General features: G+C 32.4%; 20 protein-coding genes. 3 read left to right on the forward strand and 17 right to left on the reverse strand.

What is annotated here, in order from left to right; all coding sequences use genetic code 11:
• Positions 1-62: 62 nt before the first annotated feature.
• The 7 genes from flgL (HPRAE_RS09635) to HPRAE_RS09665 all read right to left on the reverse strand — a co-directional run bounded on the left by flgL (HPRAE_RS09635) (position 63) and on the right by HPRAE_RS09665 (position 8009).
• Positions 63-1292, reverse strand: a complete 1230-nt coding sequence (gene flgL, locus HPRAE_RS09635; RefSeq protein ID WP_014554018.1) for a flagellar hook-associated protein FlgL — start codon at positions 1290-1292, stop codon at positions 63-65.
• 186 nt (positions 1293-1478) lie between these two features.
• Positions 1479-2372, reverse strand: a complete 894-nt coding sequence (gene flgL / locus HPRAE_RS09640) for a flagellar hook-associated protein FlgL (protein ID WP_014554019.1) — start codon at positions 2370-2372, stop codon at positions 1479-1481.
• A gap of 19 nt (positions 2373-2391) precedes the next feature.
• Positions 2392-4110, reverse strand: coding sequence for a flagellar hook-associated protein FlgK (gene flgK, locus HPRAE_RS09645; RefSeq protein ID WP_014554020.1), 1719 nt, complete (start codon positions 4108-4110; stop codon positions 2392-2394).
• 13 nt (positions 4111-4123) lie between these two features.
• A complete protein-coding gene (locus HPRAE_RS09650) occupies positions 4124-4618 on the reverse strand; it encodes a flagellar protein FlgN (protein ID WP_014554021.1) in 495 nt (164 codons plus the stop codon).
• Positions 4619-4621: 3 nt separating this feature from the next.
• Positions 4622-4894: a flagellar biosynthesis anti-sigma factor FlgM gene (flgM, locus tag HPRAE_RS09655; RefSeq protein WP_014554022.1), complete on the reverse strand. Its 273-nt coding sequence runs from the start codon at positions 4892-4894 to the stop codon at positions 4622-4624.
• Positions 4895-5101: 207 nt separating this feature from the next.
• The gene (locus HPRAE_RS09660) at positions 5102-6808 is read right to left on the reverse strand and encodes a methyl-accepting chemotaxis protein (protein ID WP_014554023.1); all 1707 of its coding nucleotides are present in this window, start codon (positions 6806-6808) and stop codon (positions 5102-5104) included.
• Between the two features lie 250 nt (positions 6809-7058).
• On the reverse strand, positions 7059-8009 hold the full coding sequence (locus HPRAE_RS09665; RefSeq protein ID WP_014554024.1) for a chemotaxis protein: 951 nt from the start codon (positions 8007-8009) through the stop codon (positions 7059-7061).
• Between the two features lie 201 nt (positions 8010-8210).
• On the opposite strand from HPRAE_RS09665, the gene HPRAE_RS09670 reads away from it, so the two are divergent.
• On the forward strand, positions 8211-10559 hold the full coding sequence (locus HPRAE_RS09670) for an EAL domain-containing protein (RefSeq protein WP_014554025.1): 2349 nt from the start codon (positions 8211-8213) through the stop codon (positions 10557-10559).
• A 47-nt stretch (positions 10560-10606) separates the two neighbouring features.
• On the opposite strand, the gene HPRAE_RS09675 is transcribed toward HPRAE_RS09670, so the two are convergent.
• From HPRAE_RS09675 to HPRAE_RS09705, 7 genes are all read right to left on the reverse strand, one after another.
• A complete protein-coding gene (locus HPRAE_RS09675) occupies positions 10607-11293 on the reverse strand; it encodes a GntR family transcriptional regulator (RefSeq protein ID WP_014554026.1) in 687 nt (228 codons plus the stop codon).
• A 22-nt stretch (positions 11294-11315) separates the two neighbouring features.
• Positions 11316-12881 (reverse strand): UDP-glucose--hexose-1-phosphate uridylyltransferase, encoded by a 1566-nt coding sequence (locus HPRAE_RS09680; protein ID WP_014554027.1) that lies wholly within the window; start codon positions 12879-12881, stop codon positions 11316-11318.
• Positions 12882-12993: 112 nt separating this feature from the next.
• Positions 12994-13986: a Gfo/Idh/MocA family protein gene (locus tag HPRAE_RS09685; protein WP_014554028.1), complete on the reverse strand. Its 993-nt coding sequence runs from the start codon at positions 13984-13986 to the stop codon at positions 12994-12996.
• A gap of 142 nt (positions 13987-14128) precedes the next feature.
• Positions 14129-14956: a carbohydrate ABC transporter permease gene (locus tag HPRAE_RS09690; RefSeq protein ID WP_014554029.1), complete on the reverse strand. Its 828-nt coding sequence runs from the start codon at positions 14954-14956 to the stop codon at positions 14129-14131.
• 3 nt (positions 14957-14959) lie between these two features.
• Positions 14960-15880, reverse strand: coding sequence for a carbohydrate ABC transporter permease (locus HPRAE_RS09695; RefSeq protein WP_041607025.1), 921 nt, complete (start codon positions 15878-15880; stop codon positions 14960-14962).
• A 56-nt stretch (positions 15881-15936) separates the two neighbouring features.
• A complete protein-coding gene (locus tag HPRAE_RS09700; RefSeq protein WP_014554031.1) occupies positions 15937-17196 on the reverse strand; it encodes an ABC transporter substrate-binding protein in 1260 nt (419 codons plus the stop codon).
• Positions 17197-17443: 247 nt separating this feature from the next.
• Positions 17444-17860, reverse strand: a complete 417-nt coding sequence (locus tag HPRAE_RS09705) for a flagellar protein (RefSeq protein ID WP_014554032.1) — start codon at positions 17858-17860, stop codon at positions 17444-17446.
• Positions 17861-18090: 230 nt separating this feature from the next.
• Between HPRAE_RS09705 and cheB the strand changes: the two genes are divergently transcribed.
• Together cheB and HPRAE_RS09715 are read left to right on the forward strand one after the other, a co-directional pair.
• Positions 18091-19101, forward strand: a complete 1011-nt coding sequence (gene cheB / locus HPRAE_RS09710) for a chemotaxis-specific protein-glutamate methyltransferase CheB (RefSeq protein WP_014554033.1) — start codon at positions 18091-18093, stop codon at positions 19099-19101.
• Positions 19102-19106: 5 nt separating this feature from the next.
• Complete coding sequence (locus HPRAE_RS09715; RefSeq protein ID WP_014554034.1) at positions 19107-19898, forward strand: CheR family methyltransferase; 792 nt, start codon at positions 19107-19109, stop codon at positions 19896-19898.
• A gap of 50 nt (positions 19899-19948) precedes the next feature.
• On the opposite strand, the gene uvrC is transcribed toward HPRAE_RS09715, so the two are convergent.
• The 3 genes from uvrC to uvrA form a co-directional block, all read right to left on the reverse strand.
• Positions 19949-21784 (reverse strand): excinuclease ABC subunit UvrC, encoded by a 1836-nt coding sequence (gene uvrC / locus HPRAE_RS09720; protein WP_014554035.1) that lies wholly within the window; start codon positions 21782-21784, stop codon positions 19949-19951.
• A gap of 47 nt (positions 21785-21831) precedes the next feature.
• The gene (locus HPRAE_RS09725; RefSeq protein WP_041607027.1) at positions 21832-22410 is read right to left on the reverse strand and encodes a transposase; all 579 of its coding nucleotides are present in this window, start codon (positions 22408-22410) and stop codon (positions 21832-21834) included.
• 122 nt (positions 22411-22532) lie between these two features.
• Entirely contained in the window at positions 22533-25346 is a 2814-nt protein-coding gene (gene uvrA, locus HPRAE_RS09730) for an excinuclease ABC subunit UvrA (RefSeq protein WP_014554037.1), read from the reverse strand.
• Between the last annotated feature and the right edge of the window lie 10 nt (positions 25347-25356).

A 25356-nucleotide genomic window follows, 5' to 3' on the forward strand; every position in this document is an offset into this window, starting at 1 on the left:
GCCAGCCGGAAAACCGGCCGGCCTATTTATTAGTCTATATCTATTTTATTCTCTTCAAGAAATTAACCGAGTAACTGAAGTACTCCCTGTGGTAACTGATTAGCTTGAGCCATCATAGCTGTACCAGCCTGACTTAAGATCTGTGACTTAGTAAAGCTCATCATTTCTTTAGCCATATCTACATCAGAGATTCTTGATTCAGCAGCTGTTAAGTTTTCTTCAGCTGTGTTTAAGTTATTAATTGTATGATCTAATCTGTTTTGTTTAGAACCCAATTTAGATCTTTCTGCAGAAACTTTTTGAATAGCTTTATCTAAAGCAGTAATAGAAGCATTTGCTTGTGATTGAGTTTCAACTTTTACTCCAGCCACTCCCAAATTACTAGAACTCATGTTTTCAATATCTAATGATAAACTTTGAGATGAGTTTGCTCCAATTTGGAAAGTAGCTGTTCCATCAGTTCTCACATCGGCTGCTTTTGTTGTTTCTTGGAAATTTGAAAGAGCATCAGTTGCAGCAGATTTAACTTCTCCAGAAGCATTTTTGACAGTCATAGTTACTCCATTAACGGCATCTGATACACCAGTATTAGCAGCTGTAAATGTTAAAGTACCTGAAGCTACTGAAGTAGTTATATCCGCTGATGTTAAGGCAGTAACAGCTGTTCCAGAAGCAATAGTAATACTTTCTGTAACAGTATCATCACCTTTTACATAAGATAATTCAACAGTATCTCCAGCAGCAATACCTAAGTTATTATCATCAGAATCTTGTAAGCTAACAACAGTAGAACCAGAGGCAATATTAGAACCTCCGGATTTCAAGCTATCGTTTTCATTAACATTTGCTACAGCAGTATTTACTGCAGTTCCTAAATCACCATTTAATAATTTCTTAGTATTAAATTCAGTAGTATTTGAAATTCTATCTAATTCATTAACCAATTCATCTACTTCTTTCTGAATTTCTTCTCTATCACCAGCGGTGTTTGTATCATTAGCAGCCTGTACAGAAAGTTCTCTCATACGCTGTAGAATTGAGTGCGACTCTTTAAGAGCACCCTCAGCAGTCTGAATCATTGAAATGCCATCCTGAGCATTTCTTTGCGCCATTGACAAACCTCTAGTTTGAGACATCATTTTTTCACTAATAGCAAGACCCGCAGCATCATCAGCCGCCTTATTAATTCTTTTACCTGAAGAAAGTCTCTCCAACGATTTACTTAAACTACTCTGTGTGTTTTTTAGCTGGTTGTATGAATTCAACGCAGCAATGTTTGTGTTAATTCTCATTTTTTATTCCTCCTTGAAATTTTGTGTTGTTACTGGCATCCTTGCCAGTTGAATCTATTTATAGTGGTTATATGAGCACCTCCGCAGCAACACTTCGGCCGATAGTGTTGCCAGCAACGGTGTTTTAGTAACCATTACAACTATGGTAGTTTATTGAAAGCCATAGTTATAAAAGCCACTAAAATTTTATCTAATAAAATCTACTAATGACTGCTGCATAATTCTTGATCCAGAAGCTAAAGAAGCTCTATAAACCGTTTCTTCCATTTTTAAATTAGTAATTACTTCTGCTAGATCAGCATCTTCATTTTTAGACTTTAAGCTTTTAATATGAATTTCGTTTGCTTCTAATCTATCAATAACATTTCCAGTCCGCTGAAGTTTTCCACCAACTTCTGCTCTTAACTCAGCATATTTATTAATTGAATCATCCATTTCAGATAAGTTATTACCTATATCCTCACCTGAAATACTCTCATCTTCTAGTTGATTATATATTTTATTAATGCTCTCTATTTCATCTTTAAAAACCTCATGCCCATTAAGATTAATATCCATCTCTACATTTTCATTTAATCTTCTGGCTACCTTACTTGTATCTCCATTATACTTCACATAATTATCAATGCCATTATCAACAACTTCAAAAGGTTTTGCATCTGTTTTTTGGCCTGAGAAAATATAACTATCACCAAGTTTAGCATTAGAAATATCTATTAGCTCATCTCTTAATTCTTTCATTTCTTTTGCCACCATTTTTCGATCACCAGAAGTCAAAGAATCATTAGCAGTTTTAATTGTTAATTCTCTTGCTCTCTGAATAACCTTTGTCCCACTTTTAAGAGCACTCTCAGTTGTGTTTAACCAATTCTCTGCTTGGTTAAGATTCCGCTGAAACTGAGAATTCCTATTTAACTGTGATTTGTAATTCATGCTTTCTGAAACTTTAATTGGAGCATCAGAAGGTGTCTGGAATAACTTACCTGAACTCAATTGTTCATTTAAGTCATTTAAATCTCCCATATTATTTTTAAGATGATCTAACATATTTTGAACCATCATTGAATTTGTAACTCTCATAGCTGTCAACTCCTGTTATTTATACTATAGTCATTAATGTTTCTAATAATTGATCAGTTTTATTTATATATTTAGCTGCTGCTGCATATGACTGCTGATATTTAATTAAATTAGCCATTTCTTCATCTAAAGAAACACCAGAAACACTTTTGTCAAGTGTATTTAATTGTTTTAAAACAACATCTTGATTGTTTTTCATCTGCTGTGACCTTGATGATTCAGCCCCAACTGAAGTTACAATAGTTCGAAAATAACCCTCTATTGAAGCTCCTTCTATTACATCTCCACTGTTAAATAAATTAGCAAGTGCATTTGCATTTTCACCATTACCAATTGCTTTATTTAAACTAATGTTTATATTACCTTCTTTGTTGATTGTTAATTTAAAATCATCAGTAGTAGAACCTGTAACTGGTGTCTGAATACCACCGCTACCATCCACTTCTAAATCAATAGTAGTTCCAGCATCAACTGTCTCAACTCCTGAAGTTGGATATACCTGATTTCCATCAGAATCACTAATTACTAAATCTAATTTACCAGGAGTTGCATTTTCTGTAACTTCAACCTGATAATTTCCACTTAAAGAATTGCCAAGAGTATCTAATTCAACAAAAGTATCAATATTTTTATTTCCAGCTGCTATTTTATCAAGTCCATTTTCTAAATCTTTGATAGCCGCTGTCAAATCTAATTGAGAAATAGCGCTTTGATCACTATCTTCATCTATTGGTTTAAAGAAATCTCCTCCATCAACACCATTAGCATCATAACCTGCCTTATGTTGACTATTAAACTCTTTCACCATTTCTGCTGCTAACTTATCTAAACGACCTCTATAAAAATCAAGTTTATCATCTCTCATATCCATCCAAGCATCAATTTTACCATTAGTTGGTCTAATTTCATTTCCTGTTTGGCTGTGGATTAATTTATCTTGGTTTTTAGGAATAGTTTTATCCTCAGTAAAACCTTTAGTTTCTAAATCATAAGAATCAGAACCATTAACTAATTGTAAACCATTAGTGGAAACTACTAAATTTCCCTGTTCATCTTCTCGGCTTTGAACATTAATTAGAGAACTCAATTCTTTATATAAAGCATCTCTTTCATCAAGTAAGTCATTCGGATTCTGTCCGCTGCCTTTAACAGAAACAATTTGTTTATTTAAATCAGCCATTTTACCAGTAATATTATTAATATTGGCTGCTGCATTACTCAAATTATCATTAATACTTTCCTTATAATCATTCAACTGATTTTCTACACTCTGAAAAGAATCAATTACATTATAAGCATTTTCTCGAACCATATTCCTAGCTGCAGTATCACTTGGATTATTACTTAAATCCTGAAGTGAATTCCAAAATTGATTAATTGAACTATCAATTCCAGATTCAGAAGGTTCATTTAAAATATATTCTACCTTTTCTAAACCTCTCTGCATTTCTTTCCAATAACCTGAAGTTTGAGTCTCTTTAAAAATTTGAGAACTTATAAACTGATCTTTAACTCTTTCAATTTGAGCAATTTCAACTCCAGTCCCCATTTGACCAGCACTTCCATTATTAGAAAGTCCAGGAGCTGTATAAGGATAAGAAGCCTTATGTACTGCTCGTTGTTTATTATATTTTTCGTTATTTGCATTTGCTATATTATGTCCTGTCACATCGAGTGACTTACGCTGAGTTTCTAAAGCTCTTAACCCAACACTCAGGCCACTAAATATATTATTCATTATCTCCCCACCTTTAGCCCTGTTTATTTATAATTCTCGGCTGTTCTTTTTTTAATTTTTTATCTTTAGAATAAGTAGTATCCTGTTCTTTAATAGTTTTAACAATTGTTTCAAATGAAAGTTGGTTAAGCTCTAAGGCCTGATCCAGCAGTTTTTGGTTTTGCTCATTTAAATTATGAAATTCATCTGTTAACTCTATTAATTCTTCTCGCAGAGGATTTAAAAGTTCTCCCCACGCTTCTGGTAATTTTTCAATTAGATTACTGTATGAATCTTTTTCTAATTCTATTTCAAATTCAGACTTAATCGCTTGAATTTTATTATTTCTTTGCTCATCTTTAGTTTCTATCTCGGCAATTACTTCTCTATCATTTTCTACTATTTCTACTAATTTGTCTGTATCGTTATTTACTAAAGCTTCATTTTTTGCTTCTGCAATTTCAAAAAGCTGCTGATAAAGAGCTTTTTCTTCTTTTAATATCTTTAGTAATTCATCTTTTAAAGCCATCTATTACACCTGCTCAACATTATTTATAATTTTTGTAGCTAATGTTTTAGAATCAATTTGATAATTACCAGCTTGAACTTCTTTTTTTAAAGCTGCTACTTTTTCTTCTCTAATCTGAGGCACCTTTTTAAGTTCAGTTCTAGCAGTCATGATTTCCTTAGCTTTAGCAGAAATTTGAGTGCTATCATCTTTATTCTTTTTTTGCTCAGTTTGTTTCTGCTGCATCTGTTTATAATATTGATTAATTTTGCCAGCTTGAATATTGTTAATTTTCATGGCTGCCCCCTTCCTGAAAATAATTCATTTTTATCTTCTGCTTATAATATCGTCAGAGAGGGGGATTTATTAAACACCATTTAATTAGTCTTTAAGCTATTTAACCAGATTATCTGGCTTTAACTCTTTTTTACTCTATCTTTTAGCTTTATTTGATTTTTTATTTTAATTTTAAATGAATTGCATAAAAAAAGACTCAAACTAAGTTTAAATATTAAATTTTTTAACCATTTCTCCTAACTTCCTAGCTGAATCAGCTAAATCTTCAGCCGACTCCGCTATAATCTTTGTTGAAGTTGACTGTTCATTACTAGCTGCTGCTACTGCTTCTGCATTTTGAGCTGCTTCTTCACTAACTAAAGCAACTTCTTTTACAGCTGATCTAACAAGTTCACTATTAGTATCCATACTTTTACTTTGGTGCTCAATCTCTGCTATTAATTTTTCTAACTTGGCTGCTGTTTGAATAATCTTCTTAAAAACAAAAGCAGTATCTTTAATTTCAACTACACTTTTTTCAACTTTCTCTTCATTTTTTTCCATTTCAGAAACTGTATTTTTAACATCTTTTTGAATAGAAGTTATCAATTTAGAAATATCCTCAGTAGCAGCTGTAGACTGTTCAGCTAATCCTCTGATTTCATCTGCTACAACTGAAAATCCTCGACCCGCTTCTCCAGCCCGTGCTGCCTCAATTGCAGCATTAAGAGCTAAAAGATTAGTCTGCTCAGAAATATTACTAATTAAATTCACTATTTCGCTAATTTTTTGGGAAGATTTCCCTAAAGAATCAATAACTTTTGATGTTTCTCTAGTGTTTTCACTTACCTCTTTAAAACTATTTTCTGAATTTTTCAAAGAACTATTACCACTTTTAATCTGCTCCATTACTGTTTTAGATTGTGCTGCCATCTGCTCAGAATTAGCTGAAATTTGATCAATACCTTCAGTTAGTGTATCAATAATAGAAGCAGTTTCTTCTATTTGAGCCGACTGTTCTTCAGCTCCCGAAGCAATTTGTTGAATTGAATCTCCAACCTGATCTGCAGAGGCTGCTAGCTCTTCTCCAGTTGCAGTTAATTCCTGACTAGAATCGCTTAAATCTTCTACTGTATTATCAATACCACTAATTAAGTTTTGTAAACTGGACCTCATTTTAGCAAATGCCTGGGCCAGTTTTCCCACTTCATCCCTTTTATTAAGATAAGAATCTTCAATTTCAATATTTAAATTACCAGCTGCAATCTCAACTGCATAATTACTCAAATCATTAATTGGCTTAGTCACTTTAGCAATAAAAATAAAAATCAGTAAAGCTAAAATAATTCCAACCATTAAAGTTGATAACGCTGTACTAGTAGTAATTCCATTAACCATCCCTTTAACAAAGGCCATAGAAGTACCCACATACCAGATTCCAACTATTTCTCCCTCTTGATCACGCAAAGGTTGATAAGCAGTTTGATATAAATGTCCAACTACATTTGCTTCTCCAAAAAACTTTTGGCCTGATCTTAATACAGTTTCTTTAACTGGGCCAGACACTCTAGTTCCCACTGCTCTTTTACCAGAGTCCATTACATTTGTAGCAACTCTTTTATCTCCTGCAAAAATAGTAACAGTATTTCCCTGAGTCAACCTCCCTATTTTATCTACCAGCTGATAATTTTCATTCATTAGGGTTTGACCTTTATAAAGCTGATCCCCTTCTAGTCTCCAATCTCCGGGATACTGCTGATCTATTATCTCATAGCCAGTAGCTAAATCAGCCCTAGCTTTAGTTAGAGCAGCCTTTTTTGCTTCTAAATTTGAGACATCTCTAACCCGCCAAACTACTACACCTGTCATGAGAACAATCCCCAGCATCACTATTAACAACAACTTAAATTTAATTGACATTTCTTTAACTTTCATCTAATTCCTCCCCAAATAAATATTTTTAATTATTATTTATATTATCGTCAGACTCCCTATTTATTTGAACTAAGAACTAGAGTTATATTGACTCTCAGTCAGTTTGTGAGCTAATTAACTTGCTTAGGCTTAAACATCTAACTCATTTACTAATTTTCTGCATAAAAAAAGACTCAAACTAAGTTTAAACTTCTCACTTAATTTAAGTCTTATTCTAAATTTAATCTTATTTTAGTTTTTAAAATAGATATTAATAATCAGCAACTGGTTTAGTAGATTTTACTAACTGGTCTACTACCCCCACCAATTTATCTAACTCTGGTTTAGTAATTTGAGCATCCGCTCCCACATCTTTACCCTTATGCAGTAAATCTTCTGTAATTAAAGATGAGAAAATAACAGTCGGCAGCTGCCTTAAATAACGATCTTCATGAATTTTCCTAATCAAAGTATGACCATCCATATTTGGCATTTCAATATCAGTAATAATTCCCTGAACATGGTCTAAAATACTATCGTCAGGAAACTCCTCTTTAATCTCCTGTAAATGATCATATAATTTTTGACCGTCACTAAAGATTTTAAAGTCTTCATAGCCAGCCTCTACTAAAGTATCTTTAATCATGTTTCGAGTTGTAGGAGAATCATCTGCTAAAGCAAGTGTCTTAGTTTTTCTCCTTGCTCTAACTTCTGCCGAAGCCTCAGGTTTAACATTAACTTGGTTACCAAGCTCAGGTTGTAGATCTTCTAATATTTTTTCGAAATTTAAAAAGTTAATCAAATCTTTGTTTTCAGACTTAATAACACCATTAATTAGCTCACCCATCATTCTATCTGGCGGCTGAATGTCATCCCAACCGATTCTATCGATACCTACTACATTATCAACTGCAAACAATATTTTAGTTGCATTAAATTCCGCCAAAATAGCCATTACAATTCCTTCATTCTCAATTAGCTCTGAATTTAAATAAGAACTCAAATTGACAATCATGATTACTTCTCCCCGAATATTAGTCATACCAAGGATTACATCTGATTTTTCAGGCAGTTTTTTAATATCTCCTTTTTCCACTCGCAAAATTTCTCTGACTTTAAGTACATTAATAGCATATGAACTATCATCAACTATAAATTTTAATATTTCTAGTTCCCCAGTCCCACTTTCCAGCAATATATCTTGCTTTTTAGTTTTAGCCATAATTTACCCCCTCTAACTCGATAATTTAGTTATTATTATCATTATATAATAAATTGACTGAATTTAACAGCTTTTGCTAAAAAAAATTCTGAACTTTCTTTTTGAGTAGATTTTAATCTAGTTAAATTTGTAACTTAAAGCCAGAAGATGTTATAATTAATTAAAGTAATAAAATAAAATAAAGCAGGTGTCCATCAAAATATGAAAAACATCAATTTCCGCAATAAGATACTCAGTTTACCTCTTTTAATAATTGTAATTTTTACTTTAGCAATCATAATTAGTATTACTAATAGTTTTAATAGTATTTTAGAAGAAATTATTTTTGAAAATCAAACTAATAATATAGCTCAAAAATCAGAATTAACTGCCCACTGGCTGGAAGAAAAAAAATCGGATTTAAAAATTTATGCAAATACAAAAGTAATCCAAAATGGAAGCTGGCCAGAAAAAATAAATTATCTACAGCAAGAACTACATAAAAGAGGCTCTAATTACTTTTTCTTTTTTATAGCCGATAAAAATGGCAATTATAGTACAACCTTAAAAAAAGATGCAGGCAATATTGGTAATCGAGCTTATTTTGAACAAGTTCTAAATGGAAAAACTATTGTTTCAGATCCAGTAGTTTCTAAATCAACCAAAAGACCGATTATAGTAATTGCTTCTTCAATTAAAGGAGATAATCTTTCCTTACTAGGAGCCAGCATAGAAATTAAAGATTTATCCAAAAATATTAATCGCTATACCAACTCTGAAGAAGGTATCTATTCTTTTTTAATTAATGAAGAAGGAAAGTTAATAGCTCATCCTAAGCAAAATATTTCAGATAGACAGCCATTTTATAATATTGACAATTTTTTAGTCAATGAATATGATTTCACTACCCAAATTAAGGCTAAAAAACAAGGCACTTTAACTTTTACAGAAAAAAATAATAAAAAGCATGCCTTTTATCACAGTATACCAGGCACTAACAATTGGAAAATAGTAACTATTATCCCTCAAAGTTATTTACAAAAATCAATTAATAAAGTTAATAAAATTATAATAATTATTTCAATTATTACCATTCTGATTGCTATTATTTTAAGTATCTTAATTTCAAATAATATTGCAAGACCAATTACTCAACTTAAAAACACTTTTCAAAAAGGAGCAGCTGGAAATTTAAATGTCCGCTCTCAGATCAATAGTAATGATGAACTAGGAGAAGCTGCAGCTAGCTTTAATAAAATGATGGAAGTAATTAAGGATTTAAGTTATAATGATGCTTTAACTGGTTTACCAAATATAAATATTTTTAAAAAAGAATTAAATAAATATCTCAGCCAACTCAAAAATGAAAAACTTTACCTTTGTGCTATCGGAATTGATGATTTTAAATCGATTAATGATAGTTTTGGGCATGATATAGGTAATAAAATTTTAAAAAAATTAGCTCAAAGATTGACTAATCAATTAGAAGCTGAATATTTGGTGAGTCGAGTTGGTGATGAATTTTATTTTTACCTAACAGCAGATCATTTAGCTAAAAAAGCAGAAATCAGAAATCGTCTAAATGAAATTTTAGAAGTGATTAATAATAATTATTTTATAGAAAATAATATAATTTATCTCAAATCAAGTTTAGGAGTTTCAATTTATCCTGATGATCACCAAAATATTGATATTTTAATTAAAAATTCTAGTTTAGCCATGCATGCTGTTAAAAAAAGTAGTTCTAATAAATTAGCTTTTTATTCACTTAATATTGACCGCAGTATTTCTGAAAAAAAGAGATTGGAAAACCAACTAGCAACTGCTTTGGAAAGAGATGAATTCCTCCTCTATTATCAAGGCTTTAATGCTGGAAAAGAGGGTGAGCGAGTTGGCTTTGAAACTTTGATTCGCTGGGATCATCCGCAAAAAGGATTAATCTCACCTGGAGTTTTTATTCCTCTGGCAGAAGAAAATGGTTTTATTAAAGAAATTGGGAACTGGGTTTTAGAAAAAGGCTGTCAGGATCTATACAAATTAAATCAAAAATTTAAGAGTGATTATTATCTTTCAGTTAATATCAGCCCCGAACAATTTATTGACCGTGATTTTCTAAAAACAGTCCAAAATGTCTTAAAAAAGACGGGGGTAAAGCCCAAAAATCTAGAACTAGAAATAACAGAGAGAACAACTGTGGAAAATATTGGCTACACAATAGAAGTTTTAGACAAATTAAATAGTCTTGGAGTTAAAACTGCTATTGATGATTTTGGTACTGGCTATTCATCTTTAAATTATATTAAAGAATTTAAAATTCACACTCTAAAAATTGATAAATCATTTATTGATTATTTTATTAATAATGCCAATAATCGGGCCATCGTAAAATCCATTATCAATTTAGCCCATAATTTAAATTTAAGAGTTGTAGCTGAAGGTGTTGAAACTAAAAAGCAGGCAGAAAAACTTAATCAAGCTGGCTGTGACATCATTCAGGGTTATTATTATAGTTATCCTTCCCCATTAGAAGATGTGATTAAAGAATTAGAAAAAAAAGCTGCTGACAATTAAGTCGGCAGCTTTTTTAGCTTTAACTAAACTTAAAGCAAAATTCAATTTTAACTTTGTTCCTTTTCAAAAACACTTAAAATACTATTCCAAGCTGCCTTAATATGTGCTTCGGCAGACAAGCGAGCCTCTTGGGCCTCACCATTAATTATAGCAGCTGCCAGCTCTTTATGTTCTGCTAAAAACTCCTCCATTCTACCTGCCCGCGAAAAACTACTGCGGCGAAAACGAGTTGCCTGTTCAAAGAGGGTATCTAAAAATTTAGCTAACCATTTGTTTTGAGCAGCTTCTTTAATTATTCGATGAAAAGCAATATCAACTCTAATACAGCCCCTTTGATCATTACTTTCAATACAATTTTCAATCTCTTGAATATAATTTTTTAACATTTTTCGCTGTTCTTGATCAATGTTTTTAGCAGCTAGATAAGCGGCTAATCCTTCCAGTTCAACCCGGATTTGAAAAATATCATCAATTTCTTTTTTAGTTTCTATTCCAGCTATAAAGACCCCCTGCTGAGGAATAATATTAATTAATTCTTCTTGTTCTAACATGCGGAAAGCTTCTCTGACTGGGGTCCGACTAACACTTAGTTCAGAAGCAATTTCCATCTCAGTTATTTTTTCTCCAATCATTAGTTCTCCTTTTAAAATAGCCTCTCTTAAAACTTTATAGACTTGTTTACGCAGTGGTTCATAACTATAAGAATCAATTGCATTTAAATTAAATTTACTCATACTTTTAACCCACTTCCTAAAATTAAAACTTTATCAACTCAATCCCAACACTTTTTAAAAAAGAATTAAAACCTTTAAAGCCCTGCTCAGTATTTTTATAAACTCCAGCTGCTTCCAAAACCTGACTAAACTTATTTGCAACTTCATATTCTAAAACTGCAGCTGCTTTTTTAGCTTCTAAATCAGATCCATATTTTTCTTTCAATTCCAAAATCCAATCCAGATGTTTAACTAAACCTTTTTGCTTTTTTAAATCTTTTAAGTTTAAATTGCCACTTAAATAAGCTGAAATTTGCTCTAATTCTGTTTTTAATCTCCCTGGTAAAATTGCTCTCCCCATCACTTCAATTAAACCAATATTTTCTTTTTTAATATGATGTAATTCAGAATGAGGATGAAAAATTCCGGCTGGATATTCTTTGCTTTTACGATTATTTCTTAAAACTAAATCAAGTTCATATAAGCCGGTTTTTTTGCGGGCAATCGGAGTAATTGTATTATGATCAATTTTAACTCCTTCACCTTTAGAATAAGCTAAAATATCAAGTTCAGGTGCAGAATATTGACGCCAATTATCTAAAATTTTAACAGCTAAGTTTATAATATCTTCCCGAACTTCAGCTTTTAATCTAATTACAGATAAAGGCCACTTGATTTTGCTGATTTCTACTTCTGGAAAAGCTGGATGTTCATATTTTTGCTCTGTTTCAGCTTCTTCCATCGGGAAAATATGGCGGCCGCCTTGATAATGATCATGATTTAAAATTGAACCTCCAACTAAAGGTAAATCTGCATTAGAACCAATAAAATAATGTGGAATCTGATCAATAAAATCTAATAAAACTGCAAAAGTTTGTTTATTAATCTGCATTGGAATATGCTTTTTATGAAAAACAATACAGTGTTCATTATAATAAACATAAGGAGAATACTGCAAAAACCAATCTTCATTTTGCAATTTTAAAGGAATTACGCGATGATTTTGACGAGCTGGATGATTTAAGCTCCCTTGATAACCTATATTTTCTAAACAAAGATAACACTTAGGATAATTAAGCTGCTTTTCTTTTTTAGCTTTTGCTATTTCGGCTGGATCTTTTTCTGGTTTAGAAAGATTAATAGTAATTTCAAGCTGACCGTAATCACTATCTGCTTTCCAATTAAGGTCTTTTTTTACTCGGGCTTGGCGGATATAATTACTTGCCTTAGCAAAATTATAATATTGATCTGTAGCCCTTTTAATTCCTTCTTGGGCAGCAGTCTCATAAAATCGACTGCTGATTTCTGATTCTCTAGGAGTTAAAGCTCCCATGATTTTAGTATCTAAAAGATCTCTTTCACTTATCTGATTATTAATCAATTTTTTTTCTACAGCAAAATCTAATAATTGATCTAATAAAGGCTGTGGTTCAGATGGAATTTCCAAATTTTTTTCAGCTTCACCAAGATAATTAGGAGCAGCTTCTATCTCTAAAATCTCTCTAATTTGATTCCGAGCTGCAACTTTATCCCACTCACCTAATAAATCCTTTTGCTCACCATAAACTAATAATTTTTCAATTACTTGATTTATTTTATCAACTTTCAAAATTAGCCCTCCTGTCAATATTAGCTAAGATATTTTAATTAAATTACAAATCAACTATTATTGTATTTGATTTAGCAGCAAAAATCCAGTCAAGAGCCTAATTAAATAAATTTTAAATTTTTATAACCTTTGCTAAAGCTGCTGACTCTCGCAAAGCATCCATTACTTTTAAATTAGCAAAGCTTTCGTTTTCTACTTTTAGCGGCAGCTCTTCCTGCTTAAGTACTGCGCGAGTAAAAGCTTCAATTTCTAATTGATATTGGGGGCCAGTCTCTAGCTTAATTTTTTCTTCTTGGCCAGCTTTTTTTAATAAATAGTAATTTTCAGCTTTCCAATCAAAAAAATCTGGAAACTCAATTATTCCTTTAGTCCCAATTAAGCTTAAATCTTTTTTAGGGTACGAATTCAAACTATAATAAATACTAGCAAAACGACCGCCTTCAAAAAATAGGGTCCCGCTTCCACTTAAATCCACACCAGCTGCTGTCTTCTGCTCAAAAAAATTAGCTACCCTAGTTGGCATCTCTCCCATTAAATACCGCGAAATATTAACTGTATAGCAGCCAATATCATTTAAAGCACCGCCATCTAAATCGGGATTAAGTCTAATCTCATTTTGACGGTCACTAATATCAAAAGCAAAATCAGCCTGAATTTCTTTTAACTGACCAATCTCACCTTTGTCAACAGTCTTTTTAAGCTCTATTACAAAAGGCTGAAAGCGATACATAAAGGCTTCCATTAATTTAACTTGATTTTTTTTAGCTGCTCTTAACATCTCTGCTGCCTCTTTTATATTTTTTCCCGAAAGAGGTTTTTCACATAAAATATGTTTACCAGCGGCAGCTGCTTTTAAAACCCATTTTTTGTGTAAACTATTTGGAAGCGGGATATAAACTGCTTCAACTTCAGGATCTGCCAAAAGCTTGTCATAAGCTGAATAAGCTTTTTCTGCTCCAAACTTTTTGGCAAACTCAATTGCTTTATCTGAATTTCTACTCGCCACTGCCCACAACTTCGAATTATCTGCTTTTTTAATAGCTGGAATCACAGCTTTGCGGGCAATATTAGCACAACCTAAAATTCCCCAATTTATTTTTTGCATCTGATTCACTCCTTTTTTTCTTATTTTAATTGTTTAAATTAATTTTAATGAAGAAATCAAAAAAATTCAAGCAGACTAAAACTCAGCCTGCTTAAGACTGAGTTTATCAAAATAAAACTAAAATTCTACTAGCTGCTAAATATTAACCTTTAACAGAACCGGCCAGCATTCCTTTAATAAAATAGCGGCCAAAAATAATATAAACTAAAAGTGTTGGCAAAGCTGTTATAATAGCTCCACTCATCTGTACATTCCATTCTACAACCTGACTCCCAGCTAAATTTGTTAAAGCAACAGTTATCGGCTGGCTTTGGGTATCAGTTAAAGTTACAGCAAATAAAAATTCATTCCAAATATTTGTAAATTGCCAGATAAAAACAACCACAAATGAAGGAATAGAAATTGGTAAAAATATATACCTATAAATACTAAAAATATTAGCCCCATCTACTTTGGCTGCTTCTGTTAGGGCTTGAGGTACATCTTGATAATAATTTCTAAACATTAAAGTTGTAATTGGCAGTCCATAAACTACATGGACTAAAATCAAACCAGGAATAGATCCATAAAGACCTATAGATTGCATAAATTGAACTAAAGGAAAAAGTACACTTTGATAAGGAATAAACATCCCAAATAAAATTAGGGCAAAAAGTGTATCAGAACCTTTAAACTTCCAGTGTGCTAAAACATAACCATTCATTGAGCCCAAAAGAGCCGAAAATAAAGTAGCTGGAATTACTAAATATAAACTATTAAGTACATTAGGGGCTAAACGAGCAAAAGCAGTTTTAAAACCAGCAAAAGAAATACTCTGTGGTAAATTCCACATAGTATTAATTGAGACTTCACTAAAACTTTTTAAACTAGTAGTTAAGAGGACATACATTGGAATTAAAAAGAAAATAGCAAAAATAATTAAAATGGAATAACGAATTGCTTTTTCAGCTGCAGTATTTTTTTCTTTCATTATTTAATCCTCCTTAAAGCTGTGGATCAGGTAAGGGATAATTAGTAATCCTACCATCATTAATAACACAATAGCAATGGCAGATCCAGTTGAATATCGATTTGATCTAAAGGTTGCTTCAAACATATAAACAGCTGGAATATCAGTTACATTATTTGGTCCACTACCTGTCATTGCATAAATTAAAGCAAAAGCTTTAAGTGAAACATGAGCCAAGACTATAATTGCTGATAAAGTAATTGGTTTCTGCATTGGAAATAATATTTGAGTAAAAATTTGCCATTTGCTTGCACCATCTATCCGCGCTGCCTCGATCAACTGCTGATCAATACCGCGCAAACCAGCTAACCACATTGCCATAGTATAACCAGAATACTGCCAAATAGCAGCAATAATGACCGCAATTAAAGCTATATTAAAACCAAAAACATTATTAGTACTAGTAAACCAACCCCACTGTAGTGCTTCTAAATTTAATTGTTCAAATAAAAGGTTAATCCCGCGTGGATTTAAAGGTAAACGACCTGGAGCAAAGATCCAGCGCCAAACTGTACCTGTTACCACAAAAGAAATTGCCATCGGAAATAAATATAAGTTCTGAAAAAAATAACTACCTTGAGGCTTATTATTTAAAATTAGGGATAAAATAATCCCAATTGTCAAACAGCCTAAAATGAAAAATAAGGTAAAATAAAGGGTATTCCAAAGATCAGTCTGAAATCTACTTTCTTGCAAAAGCTGACGGTAATTTTCCAAACCTATATAATCTTTAGCCTTTCGCATAAAACTACCAAAGGTATCCCAATCAAGCAGAGAAATTTGAACACTTCGGCTAATAAACCCATAAACAAATATAGAAAGAGCAATAATTGATGGTGATAAAATTGCAAGTGAAGTTAAAGACTCTTTATGTTTTCTTTTCATTTTTACCACTCCATAAAATAAATCTTCCCCTCCTAGATAGGAGGGGAGATATTGCATTATTGGACATATTCTTGATGATTTTGCTGGAAGCTTTCAAAAGCTTGATCAACATCACCAGAAGTAATAAAGCTATTAATTGTATCACTTAAAGCAGTGATAAAACCTTCAGGTGCAGCAGAACCATGAGCAATCGAAGGAACTAAAGTGTCATTAGCAAAGTCATCCATTGTGTCTGAAAGATAGGCATCATATTTACTTTTATCTGCATCTAAACGAGCAGGGATTGAACCTTTAATTGGATTAAAAGTATCCTGCCCTGCTACAGAGGCAATTGTTTTTAACCATTTTTTAGCATTTTCAGGATTAGGAGCACCTTTTGGTAAACCAAAAGTATCAGTGACAACTACAAATGAACCTTCAGTACCAGGTACAGGCAGCCAGCCAAATTCTTGCCCAGGAGTCCAACCTAAAGTTTTCATATAACCTTCAGCCCAGTCACCCATTATATTAAATCCAGCTTCTCCTTCTTGCATAATCTGAGTCGCATCCTGCCAAGTTAAAGCAGAGTGATCTGAATTAACATATTCCATAATTTGATCAAAATAAACAAGAGCTTCTCTTACTGCTGGATCATCAGCAGCTGTTTCTCCTTCCCAAAGACCATTATAAGCATCTGGGCCTAAAGTCGCTACTAATAAAGTCTCAAAAATTTGAGTTGCTGGCCACTTATTAGTATCACCTAAAGCAAGTGGAACTACTCCAGCTTGGTCAAGTTTTTCTAAAGCAGCAATAAAGCTATCTAAATCTGTTGGTACTTCAACATTATTTTCTGCAAGTACTTCTTTGTTATAAAACATAGCATTTGAGCGGTGAACATTAACCGGTACTGAATAATACTCACCTTGATAAGCAGACATTTCTAAAATTTGCTGATTAAACTTATCTTTGACACCCCATTCTTCTAATAAATCAGTAATTGGCTGCATCATACCTGTTTCAACATAAGTATTAATTAATTCTGCTCCACCATGAACCTGAAAAGAATCAGGTGGGTTAGCTCCAACCATTCTTGTTTTAAGTACTGCCTTAGCATTTGAACCAGCTCCCCCAGCTACTGTAGCATTTACAACTTCAATATTTGGGTATTCTTCATGGAAAAGTTCAATTAAAGCATTCAGACCTTCTTCTTCTCCACCGCCAGTCCACCAGCTAAAAATCTCCACTTCTTCATCCTGAGCTGCAGCTGGTAAGCTGAAAGCTAAAACTAAAGCCAAAATCAATAGTCCACTTAACAAAGCACTTTTTTTCAATAACATTTTTGACCCCCTCTTTTTATTAATACTTTAGTAAAACTGAAATAAAATTATCATTTTATATACTTATTATATCATAATTTTAAACAATTAAAAGATTATTTTGAAAATTAAATAAAAAATGAAGCCCGTCTTTAAACTGACTCCATTTAGATTGATTTCAAAATATTATTGAAATTTTAGTTGCCGTGCTACATATTATTTATCTTAATTTAGCCGCAGCTGCTTTGATGATTAATTTTAATTTAAATTAGTTATTTCTTTTAAATCTATTTTTCAAAAACATACCTTTACTATCTTTAGATTTTTTAGGATCTTTCGGCTCTTCTTCTTTTTCTCCTTCGCCAAAATCATTAATCATCTTTGCTCTACAACTTTGACAAAAAATGCCAGACTTAATCTCTTTAGCACAGCGTTTGCATTTTAGAGTATAATCAATTAATAAACCTTCGGCAGCTAATCTATCTTCGCGCATAAACTTAATTATCAATTCTTTTTCTACTCCAGTTTCTTTGGCTACTTTTAAAGCTGTGGAATTAGGATTATCCCAGAGATAATCTTTAACCTTTTCAAATTTTTCCTCTTCACTTTTTCGACAGTCAGGACAAATTTTCTTACCAGTAGAAGAAAAAAGTTTGCCACATTCTTTACAATTTATCAACTTCATCAGGCTCAACTCCTTTTAGTTAGTTTATTTACACTTAAAATCACCTTTAATTTAAGCTATTCTGTTTTTATTATAACATAGTCTTATTTCTGGCTCCAGCTATTTTAGCTATTTTCTAACAAATTAAAGTGTTTTAATCAATTTTAATTAAATAATTGAATTTTTAAAAAGGTTTTTTAACTTAAATACAGAATATGTAAGTTAGGAACAAAAAATAAGGAGGTAAAAGAATGCTTAAAGTCTTAATCTGTGATGATTCTGCTTTTATGAGAAAAATATTTTCAGATACCATTGAAAAGGATCCAGATTTGAAAGTTGCAGCAACCGCCTATAATGGCGAAGATGCCCTCCGCAAACTAGAGAAAATGGATGTTGATCTTTTAATGCTAGATATAGAAATGCCGAAACTAAATGGATTGGAAACACTTGAAATTGTAAAAAAGGATTACCCAGAAATACCTGTAATTATGGTTAGTGCACTCGATAATAAACAAACAGTATTTAGAGCTTTAGAATTAGGAGCTTTTGATTTTATTGCTAAGCCTTCTGGCTCTATTTCTTTAAATATTGATTCAATCAAAGAAGAATTAGTACTTAAAATAAAGGCTGCTGTTGAATCAAAAGCTAATTTTAAAACTAAAAAAATTAAGAAAAAAAGAATTAGTACTAGTAACTCTTTTCCGATTGTAGCAATTGGTTCTTCTTCTGGTGGACCAAGGGCTTTAAACACTTTATTTGAAAGTATAGATCAAAAACTGGATGCAGCTTTTATCATTGTACAGCATATGCCAGCAGGTTTTACTGAAACTCTGGCGGAAAGATTAAATAATGTTTCTGGCCTTAGCATTAAAGAAGCTCAAGCTGGTGATCAGTTAAAACCAGGACATGGACTTTTGGCCCCAGGTGATTTCCATATGGAAATAGATGCTCAAGGAAAAGTAAGTTTAAATAAAAAAGATAGATTACATGGAGTTCGACCTTGTGTTGATTATATGATGACTAGTTTAGCCGAAAATTTTGCTGGTGACCGACTTTTAGGAGTTGTACTCACTGGTATGGGCCGTGATGGTGGTCAAGGAATGGCCGATTTAGTTAATAAGGGTGGTTATGGTATTATAGAATCTAAGGAAACAGCCCTTGTTTATGGAATGCCTTCTGCCGTCGCAAAACTGGGTGCTTATCACGAAATTAAAAGAATAGATGAAATTGGAAACAGAATTATAGAAATAACGGAGGGATAATCTAAATGACAATTACTTTTACAGAATTTAAAGATCAGGCTAAGAAAATTTTAGACATTGACTTAGATGGCTATAAATTAGATCGAGTTGAGAGAAGAACAAAAAGTTTAATGCGTAGATACCAAGTTGAGGATTTTGCTGAATGTATTGATTTGATTAAACATGATACTGAGTTTAAGGATGCTTATTTAAACCATTTTACTATTAATACTTCTGAGTTTTTTCGCAACCCTGAAAACTTTGAGTTTTTACAATCAGATGTTTTTCCAAAATTATTTGATGAAAATGACAAAATAAATATTTGGAGTGCACCTTGTTCAAATGGATCTGAACCTTATACAATGGCAATTATTTTAAAAGAAATGGGGATTAGTCCTAGCAAATTTAAAATTTATGCCACAGATTTAGATCATACTATTCTAGCAACTGCTAAAGAAGCAAAATACAAAGAAAATTCTCTTAAGAATGTTTCTGACAAATTATTAAATAAATATTTTGAAGAGAGTTCTGATGGTAAAACTTATGCTTTGAAATCTGAAATAAAAAGAATGGTTAAATTTGAGCAGTTAGATTTAATCAATGCTCGTTTTAAAAAAGACTGGGATTTAATTTTAAGTCGTAACTTCTTTATTTATCTGACTAAAGATATGAAAGATCAATTAATTAAAAAATTTACTTCTGTTTTAAACCCAGGCGGCTATTTTTTCCTTGGTAATACTGAATATATTTTCTCACCTGAAAAATATGGCTTAGATAAAATATTCCAATCTTTTTATCGATATCAAAACAAGAAGTAATAGCACACAAATCAAAAAATTAATCGTCCCGATTTGGGACGATTTTTTCTTTAATAAGCCCGCATATGTTCGCGCAAATAATCATAAATTTTGCGAGCAGTTTTGCCACTAATTCCTTTTACTTCTTTTAACTGCCAAATTTTAGCTTCTCTAATTTTAGCTAAAGAACCAAAATGCTGCAGTAGAGCAGTTCTCCGAGTTTCTCCAACCCCAGGTATCTCATCAAGCATTGAATGAGTTAGCCTTCTTGATCTCAATTTACGGTGATAACTGACAGCAAAACGATGTGCTTCATCTCTTACCCTCTGCAAAAGCTGTAAAGTTGGGGTGTGATGAGGCAGAGTAATCGGCTCACTTGTATTTGGCCTAAATATTTCTTCTTCTCTTTTAGCTAAACCAATAATTGGCAAGTTTCCAATTCCTAAAAACTCCAAAATCTCATAAGCTGCATTCAGCTGGCCTTTACCACCATCAATTAAAATTAAATCAGGTAGTTTTTTATCTTCTCGCAAAAGCCTAGCATAACGCCTTTCAACAACTTCTTTCATACTAGCAAAGTCATCAGGGCCAGTTACAGTTTTAATTTTAAAACGCCTATAATCCTGTTTAGATGGTCTACCATCTTTAAAAACTACCATTGATGCAACTGAATCGGTCCCCTGGATATTTGAAATATCAAAACCTTCTATCTGATAAGGAGCTTTTTCAATTCCCAAAATTTCTCCTAATTTTTCCACTGCACCTGAGGTTCTTTGCTTTTCATATTTACTGCGAATATTTTCTTTTTTAAGATTCTGTTGAGCATTTCGCTCAGCCATCTCCAACATTTTTTTCTTATCTCCCTTTTGGGGATATTGAATACTTACTTTTTTATTTTTAATTTCAGCTAATCGCTGGCCAAGCAAATCCTGCTCTTCTAATTTAGTATTTAATAAAAGTTCATCTGGAATTCCAGCTGCTTGTTCATAATACTGCTGTAAAAATGAAGCCATTGTTTCTGACTCCAATTCTGCTTCAGTTCCTTCTAAAATAAAATATTCTTGACCTAAAAGACGGCCACTTCTAATCAATAACAGTTGAGCACAAGCTTGATTTTCAGTCCCTTGAACTAAGGCAACTACATCTTGATCAATATTTTTATCTGTCATTACTTTTTGGCTTTCACTTAATTTTGTAAACGCTTTTAAGGCATCACGAAAACGAGCTGCTTTTTCAAAATTTCTCTGAGCAGCCGCTTCTTTCATCTGTACTTCTACTTGTTTTTTTAATTGACTCTGTTTACCGGAAAGAAAGAGGCAGACCTGGTCAATTAATTGATGGTAATCTTCTTTACTAACTGCGCCAATACAAGGTCCTAGACATTTATCAATATGGTAATTTAAACAAGGGCGATCTTCTGGGTCATTTGCTTTTAATTCTTTTTTACAACTTCTTAATTGAAAAATGTCTTTGATTACATCTAAAGTTTTATAAATAGCATCAACATCAGCAAAAGGGCCAAAATACTCAGCTCCATCATTTTTTACTATTCTAGTTTTAAAAACTCTGGGAAAATCAACATTTTTAGTGATTTTTATATAAGGATAACTTTTATCGTCTTTTAAGCGAATATTAAACTTTGGCTGGTGCTTTTTTATTAAATTAGCCTCTAAAATATAGGCTTCTACCTCTGTATCAGTCATTATATAATCAAAGTCAGCTATATATTTAACTAACATTTGAGTTTTATATGTTTGATTATTTTTGCGAAAATAAGATCTAACTCGGTTCCGCAGTGATTTTGCCTTACCTACATAAATAATCATTCCAGTTTCATCTTTCATTAAATAAACACCTGGCTGCCGAGGCAGTTCCTTCAATTGAGCCTCAATCTGCTGTTTTCTCATTTTACATATCACCCTTACCCTTTGGTACCTGGTTATAATTATTTTTTTCACAACTCGCATTCAGCTTTTATTTCTTGGTCCAACTTTTTATTAATTTCTTCAGTTTCAGTGAATTTTTTGTAAATTGTTCTATTCTGCTCAAAATAAGACAAGATCTCACTAGTATCAACAAGGTCATCATTTTTTTGGGCCAAATAAATATTATAGCTACTTTTACTATATAATTCAGGCTTATTAACAATTGAAGCTACAACTGGATTTAAATGAATATAGCGATTGACAGCTAAATTATATAATTTATCTTTAATTATTTTTGAAAAATAGCGCCCTTGAAAAAGATGGCCAACTAAATCATATTTATAATTAAAATATTTAGCATAGAAAAGATTTATTTGATGCATCAACCGCCAAATTTCAACTTCTTTAGTCCTAATTTGTAGATGAACATGATTTGTCATTAAACAATAAGCAAGTAAAGAAAAGTCATATTTAGCCTTTGTTTTTCTCAAAATATCAAGGTAAAATTTATAATCTCTTTTATCCCTAAACAAATGACCTTTACGATTAGCTCGGCTGACAACATGATAAGCTGCTCCTGGATACCAAACTCTCTTTTTTCGAGCCATATTCATTCACCTTCCATTTATTGGATTTATTGTATAAATTATATCATTTATTTTATATAATGGAAAGTGAATGTGAAATATTTATTCTGTACCCGGTACCAAAACGCAGGTACCAAAACGTACTATCCCAAATACTCTTTTAAAAATTTACCGGTATAAGAATTTTCATTTTCAGCAACTTCTTCTGGGGTTCCAGTAGCTACAATTTGGCCACCCTTTTCTCCTCCTTCAGGTCCTAAATCAATCAAATAATCTGCAGATTTAATAACATCCAAATTATGCTCAATTACAATTACAGTATTACCATCTTCTCGTAAACGGTGTAATACTTCTAAAAGTTTTTTGATATCTGCAAAATGCAAACCAGTTGTCGGCTCATCTAAAAGGTAAAGTGTTTCTCCTGTACTCCGCTTACCAAGTTCTTTGGAAATCTTAATTCTTTGGGCTTCACCACCAGAAAAAGTTGTAGCAGGCTGTCCTAAACGAATATAACTTAAACCTACATCATAAAGTGTCTGCAGACGGCGTCTAATCGGCTCAATATTTTCAAAAAATTCCAAAGCTTCCTCAACAGTCATTTCCAAAACATCTGCTATTGTTTTACCTTTATATTTAATCTCTAAAGTTTCACGATTATAACGCTTACCATTGCAGACATCACAAGGAACATAAACATCTGGCAAAAAGTGCATTTCAATTTCTTCAATTCCCTGACCTTTACAAGCTTCACAGCGGCCGCCCTTAACATTAAAGCTAAAACGTCCAATTTCATAACCTCTCTGCTTAGCCTCAGGTGTACTAGCAAAAACATCTCTAATATAATTAAAAATTTTGGTATAAGTTACAGCATTAGAGCGTGGAGTTCTGCCAATTGGAGATTGATCAATATTTATTACCTTATCAATTTGATCTATTCCTTCTAAATGATCATGTTCTCCCGGGTGTAAAGTTGAATCATATAGTTCTCTCATCATTTTTCGCTTCAAAGTATTATTAATTAAAGTACTTTTACCAGAACCAGAAACTCCTGTTACACAAGTAAAGGTTCCTAGAGGAAAATCAACATCTATATTTTTTAAATTGTGCTGTTTAGCTCCCTTTAACTTAAGCCATTTTTCTCCAGTTTGATAACGGTCTTTTGGTACCTCAATTTTCTTTTTGCCAGCCAAATATTGACCAGTAAGTGACCTTTTTTCAGCTATAATATCAGCCACAGAACCTTCTGCTACAATTTCTCCACCATGTTTACCAGCTCCAGGGCCCATATCAATAATATAATCAGCAGCCCTAATTGTGTCTTCATCATGTTCAACTACAATTACAGTATTTCCTAAATCACGAATATGCTCTAAAGTATTTATTAGACGATTATTATCTCGCTGATGTAATCCGATACTTGGCTCATCCAAAATATATAAAACTCCCATCAAACCAGAACCAATTTGAGTAGCTAACCTAATCCTTTGAGCTTCTCCACCCGAAAGAGTTCCAGCCGAACGATCAAGGCTTAAATAATCCAAACCTACATCTAATAAAAAACGAAGTCTTTCTTTTATTTCTTTCAAAATTTCCTTACCAATCTTGGCTCGGCGCTGGTCAAACTCAACTCCTTTTAAAAATTCATGGGCTTCTTTAATAGTATAAGAACTAAAATCCGCTATTGAAATTCCACCAACAGTAACTGCTAAAACCTCTGGTTTTAAACGCTGGCCTTCACAAACATTACAAGGAATTTCATTCATATATCTTTCCATTTTTTTATGTGTACCTGGACTATCTGACTTTTCCATTCTTTCTTTCAAATAACCTGTTATTCCTTTAAATCTTGTTGTATGATCCCTAGTTTTACCATAACGATTTGTATAAGGAAAAGTAATTTTATGATCATCACCATAAAGTAGTTTATCAATAATTTTTTGATCAAGATTTTTAATTTTAGTTGCTAAGCTAAAATCATATTCAGCTGCCATTGCTTTTAAAAGGGCTGGATAATAACGACTAGATGAACTAGACCAAGGAATAATCCCCCCAGCATCAATTGATTTTTCTTCATCTAAAATCAAATCTGGATCAAATTCTTTTTTGACTCCTAAACCACCACAGTTTTCACAAGCTCCATAAGGAGAGTTAAATGAAAACATACGAGGAGACATTTCTTCTAAACTTATATTATGCTCTGGACAGGCAAATTTTTCACTATAAGTTGTTGTCTCAGCTTCAATTTGGTCAATCATTACTAATCCATCTGCATATTCTAAAGCAGTTTCTACAGAATCAGCCAAACGCTCTCTAATTCCTGCTTTAACTACTAATCTATCAACTATAATTTCTATATCATGTTTAAAATTCTTATCTAATTTTTCTGCCTCTTCCAGCAAAATAGTTTCTCCATCAACTCTAGCTCTAACAAATCCATCTCTTTGAGCCTGCAAAAAAGTCCTTTCATGTTCACCCTTACGTCCACGAACAATAGGAGCTAAAACTTGAATTTTAGTTCTTTCTGGTAATTCTAAGACTTGGTCAACAATTTCATCAACAGTTTGAGACTTTATTTCTTCCCCACAAACTGGACAGTGAGGAATCCCAACTCTAGCATAAAGTAAACGCAAATAATCATGAATCTCAGTTACTGTCCCTACAGTTGAGCGGGGATTGCTATTAGTTGATTTTTGATCAATAGAAATTGCAGGTGAAAGTCCCTCTATATATTCTACTTTTGGTTTTTCCATTTGGCCTAAAAACTGGCGAGCATAAGCTGAAAGTGACTCCACATATCTTCGCTGACCTTCTGCATAAATAGTATCAAAAGCCAAAGATGATTTACCAGAACCACTTAAGCCAGTTATTACTATTAATTCATCACGGGGTATATCTAAATCTACTTTTTTTAAGTTATGCTCTTCAGCTCCCTTAACAATTAAACGTTCTAATCCCATTTATAATTAC

The sequence above is a fragment of the Halanaerobium praevalens DSM 2228 genome (assembly GCF_000165465.1).
Classification (GTDB): Bacteria; Bacillota; Halanaerobiia; order Halanaerobiales; family Halanaerobiaceae; genus Halanaerobium; species Halanaerobium praevalens.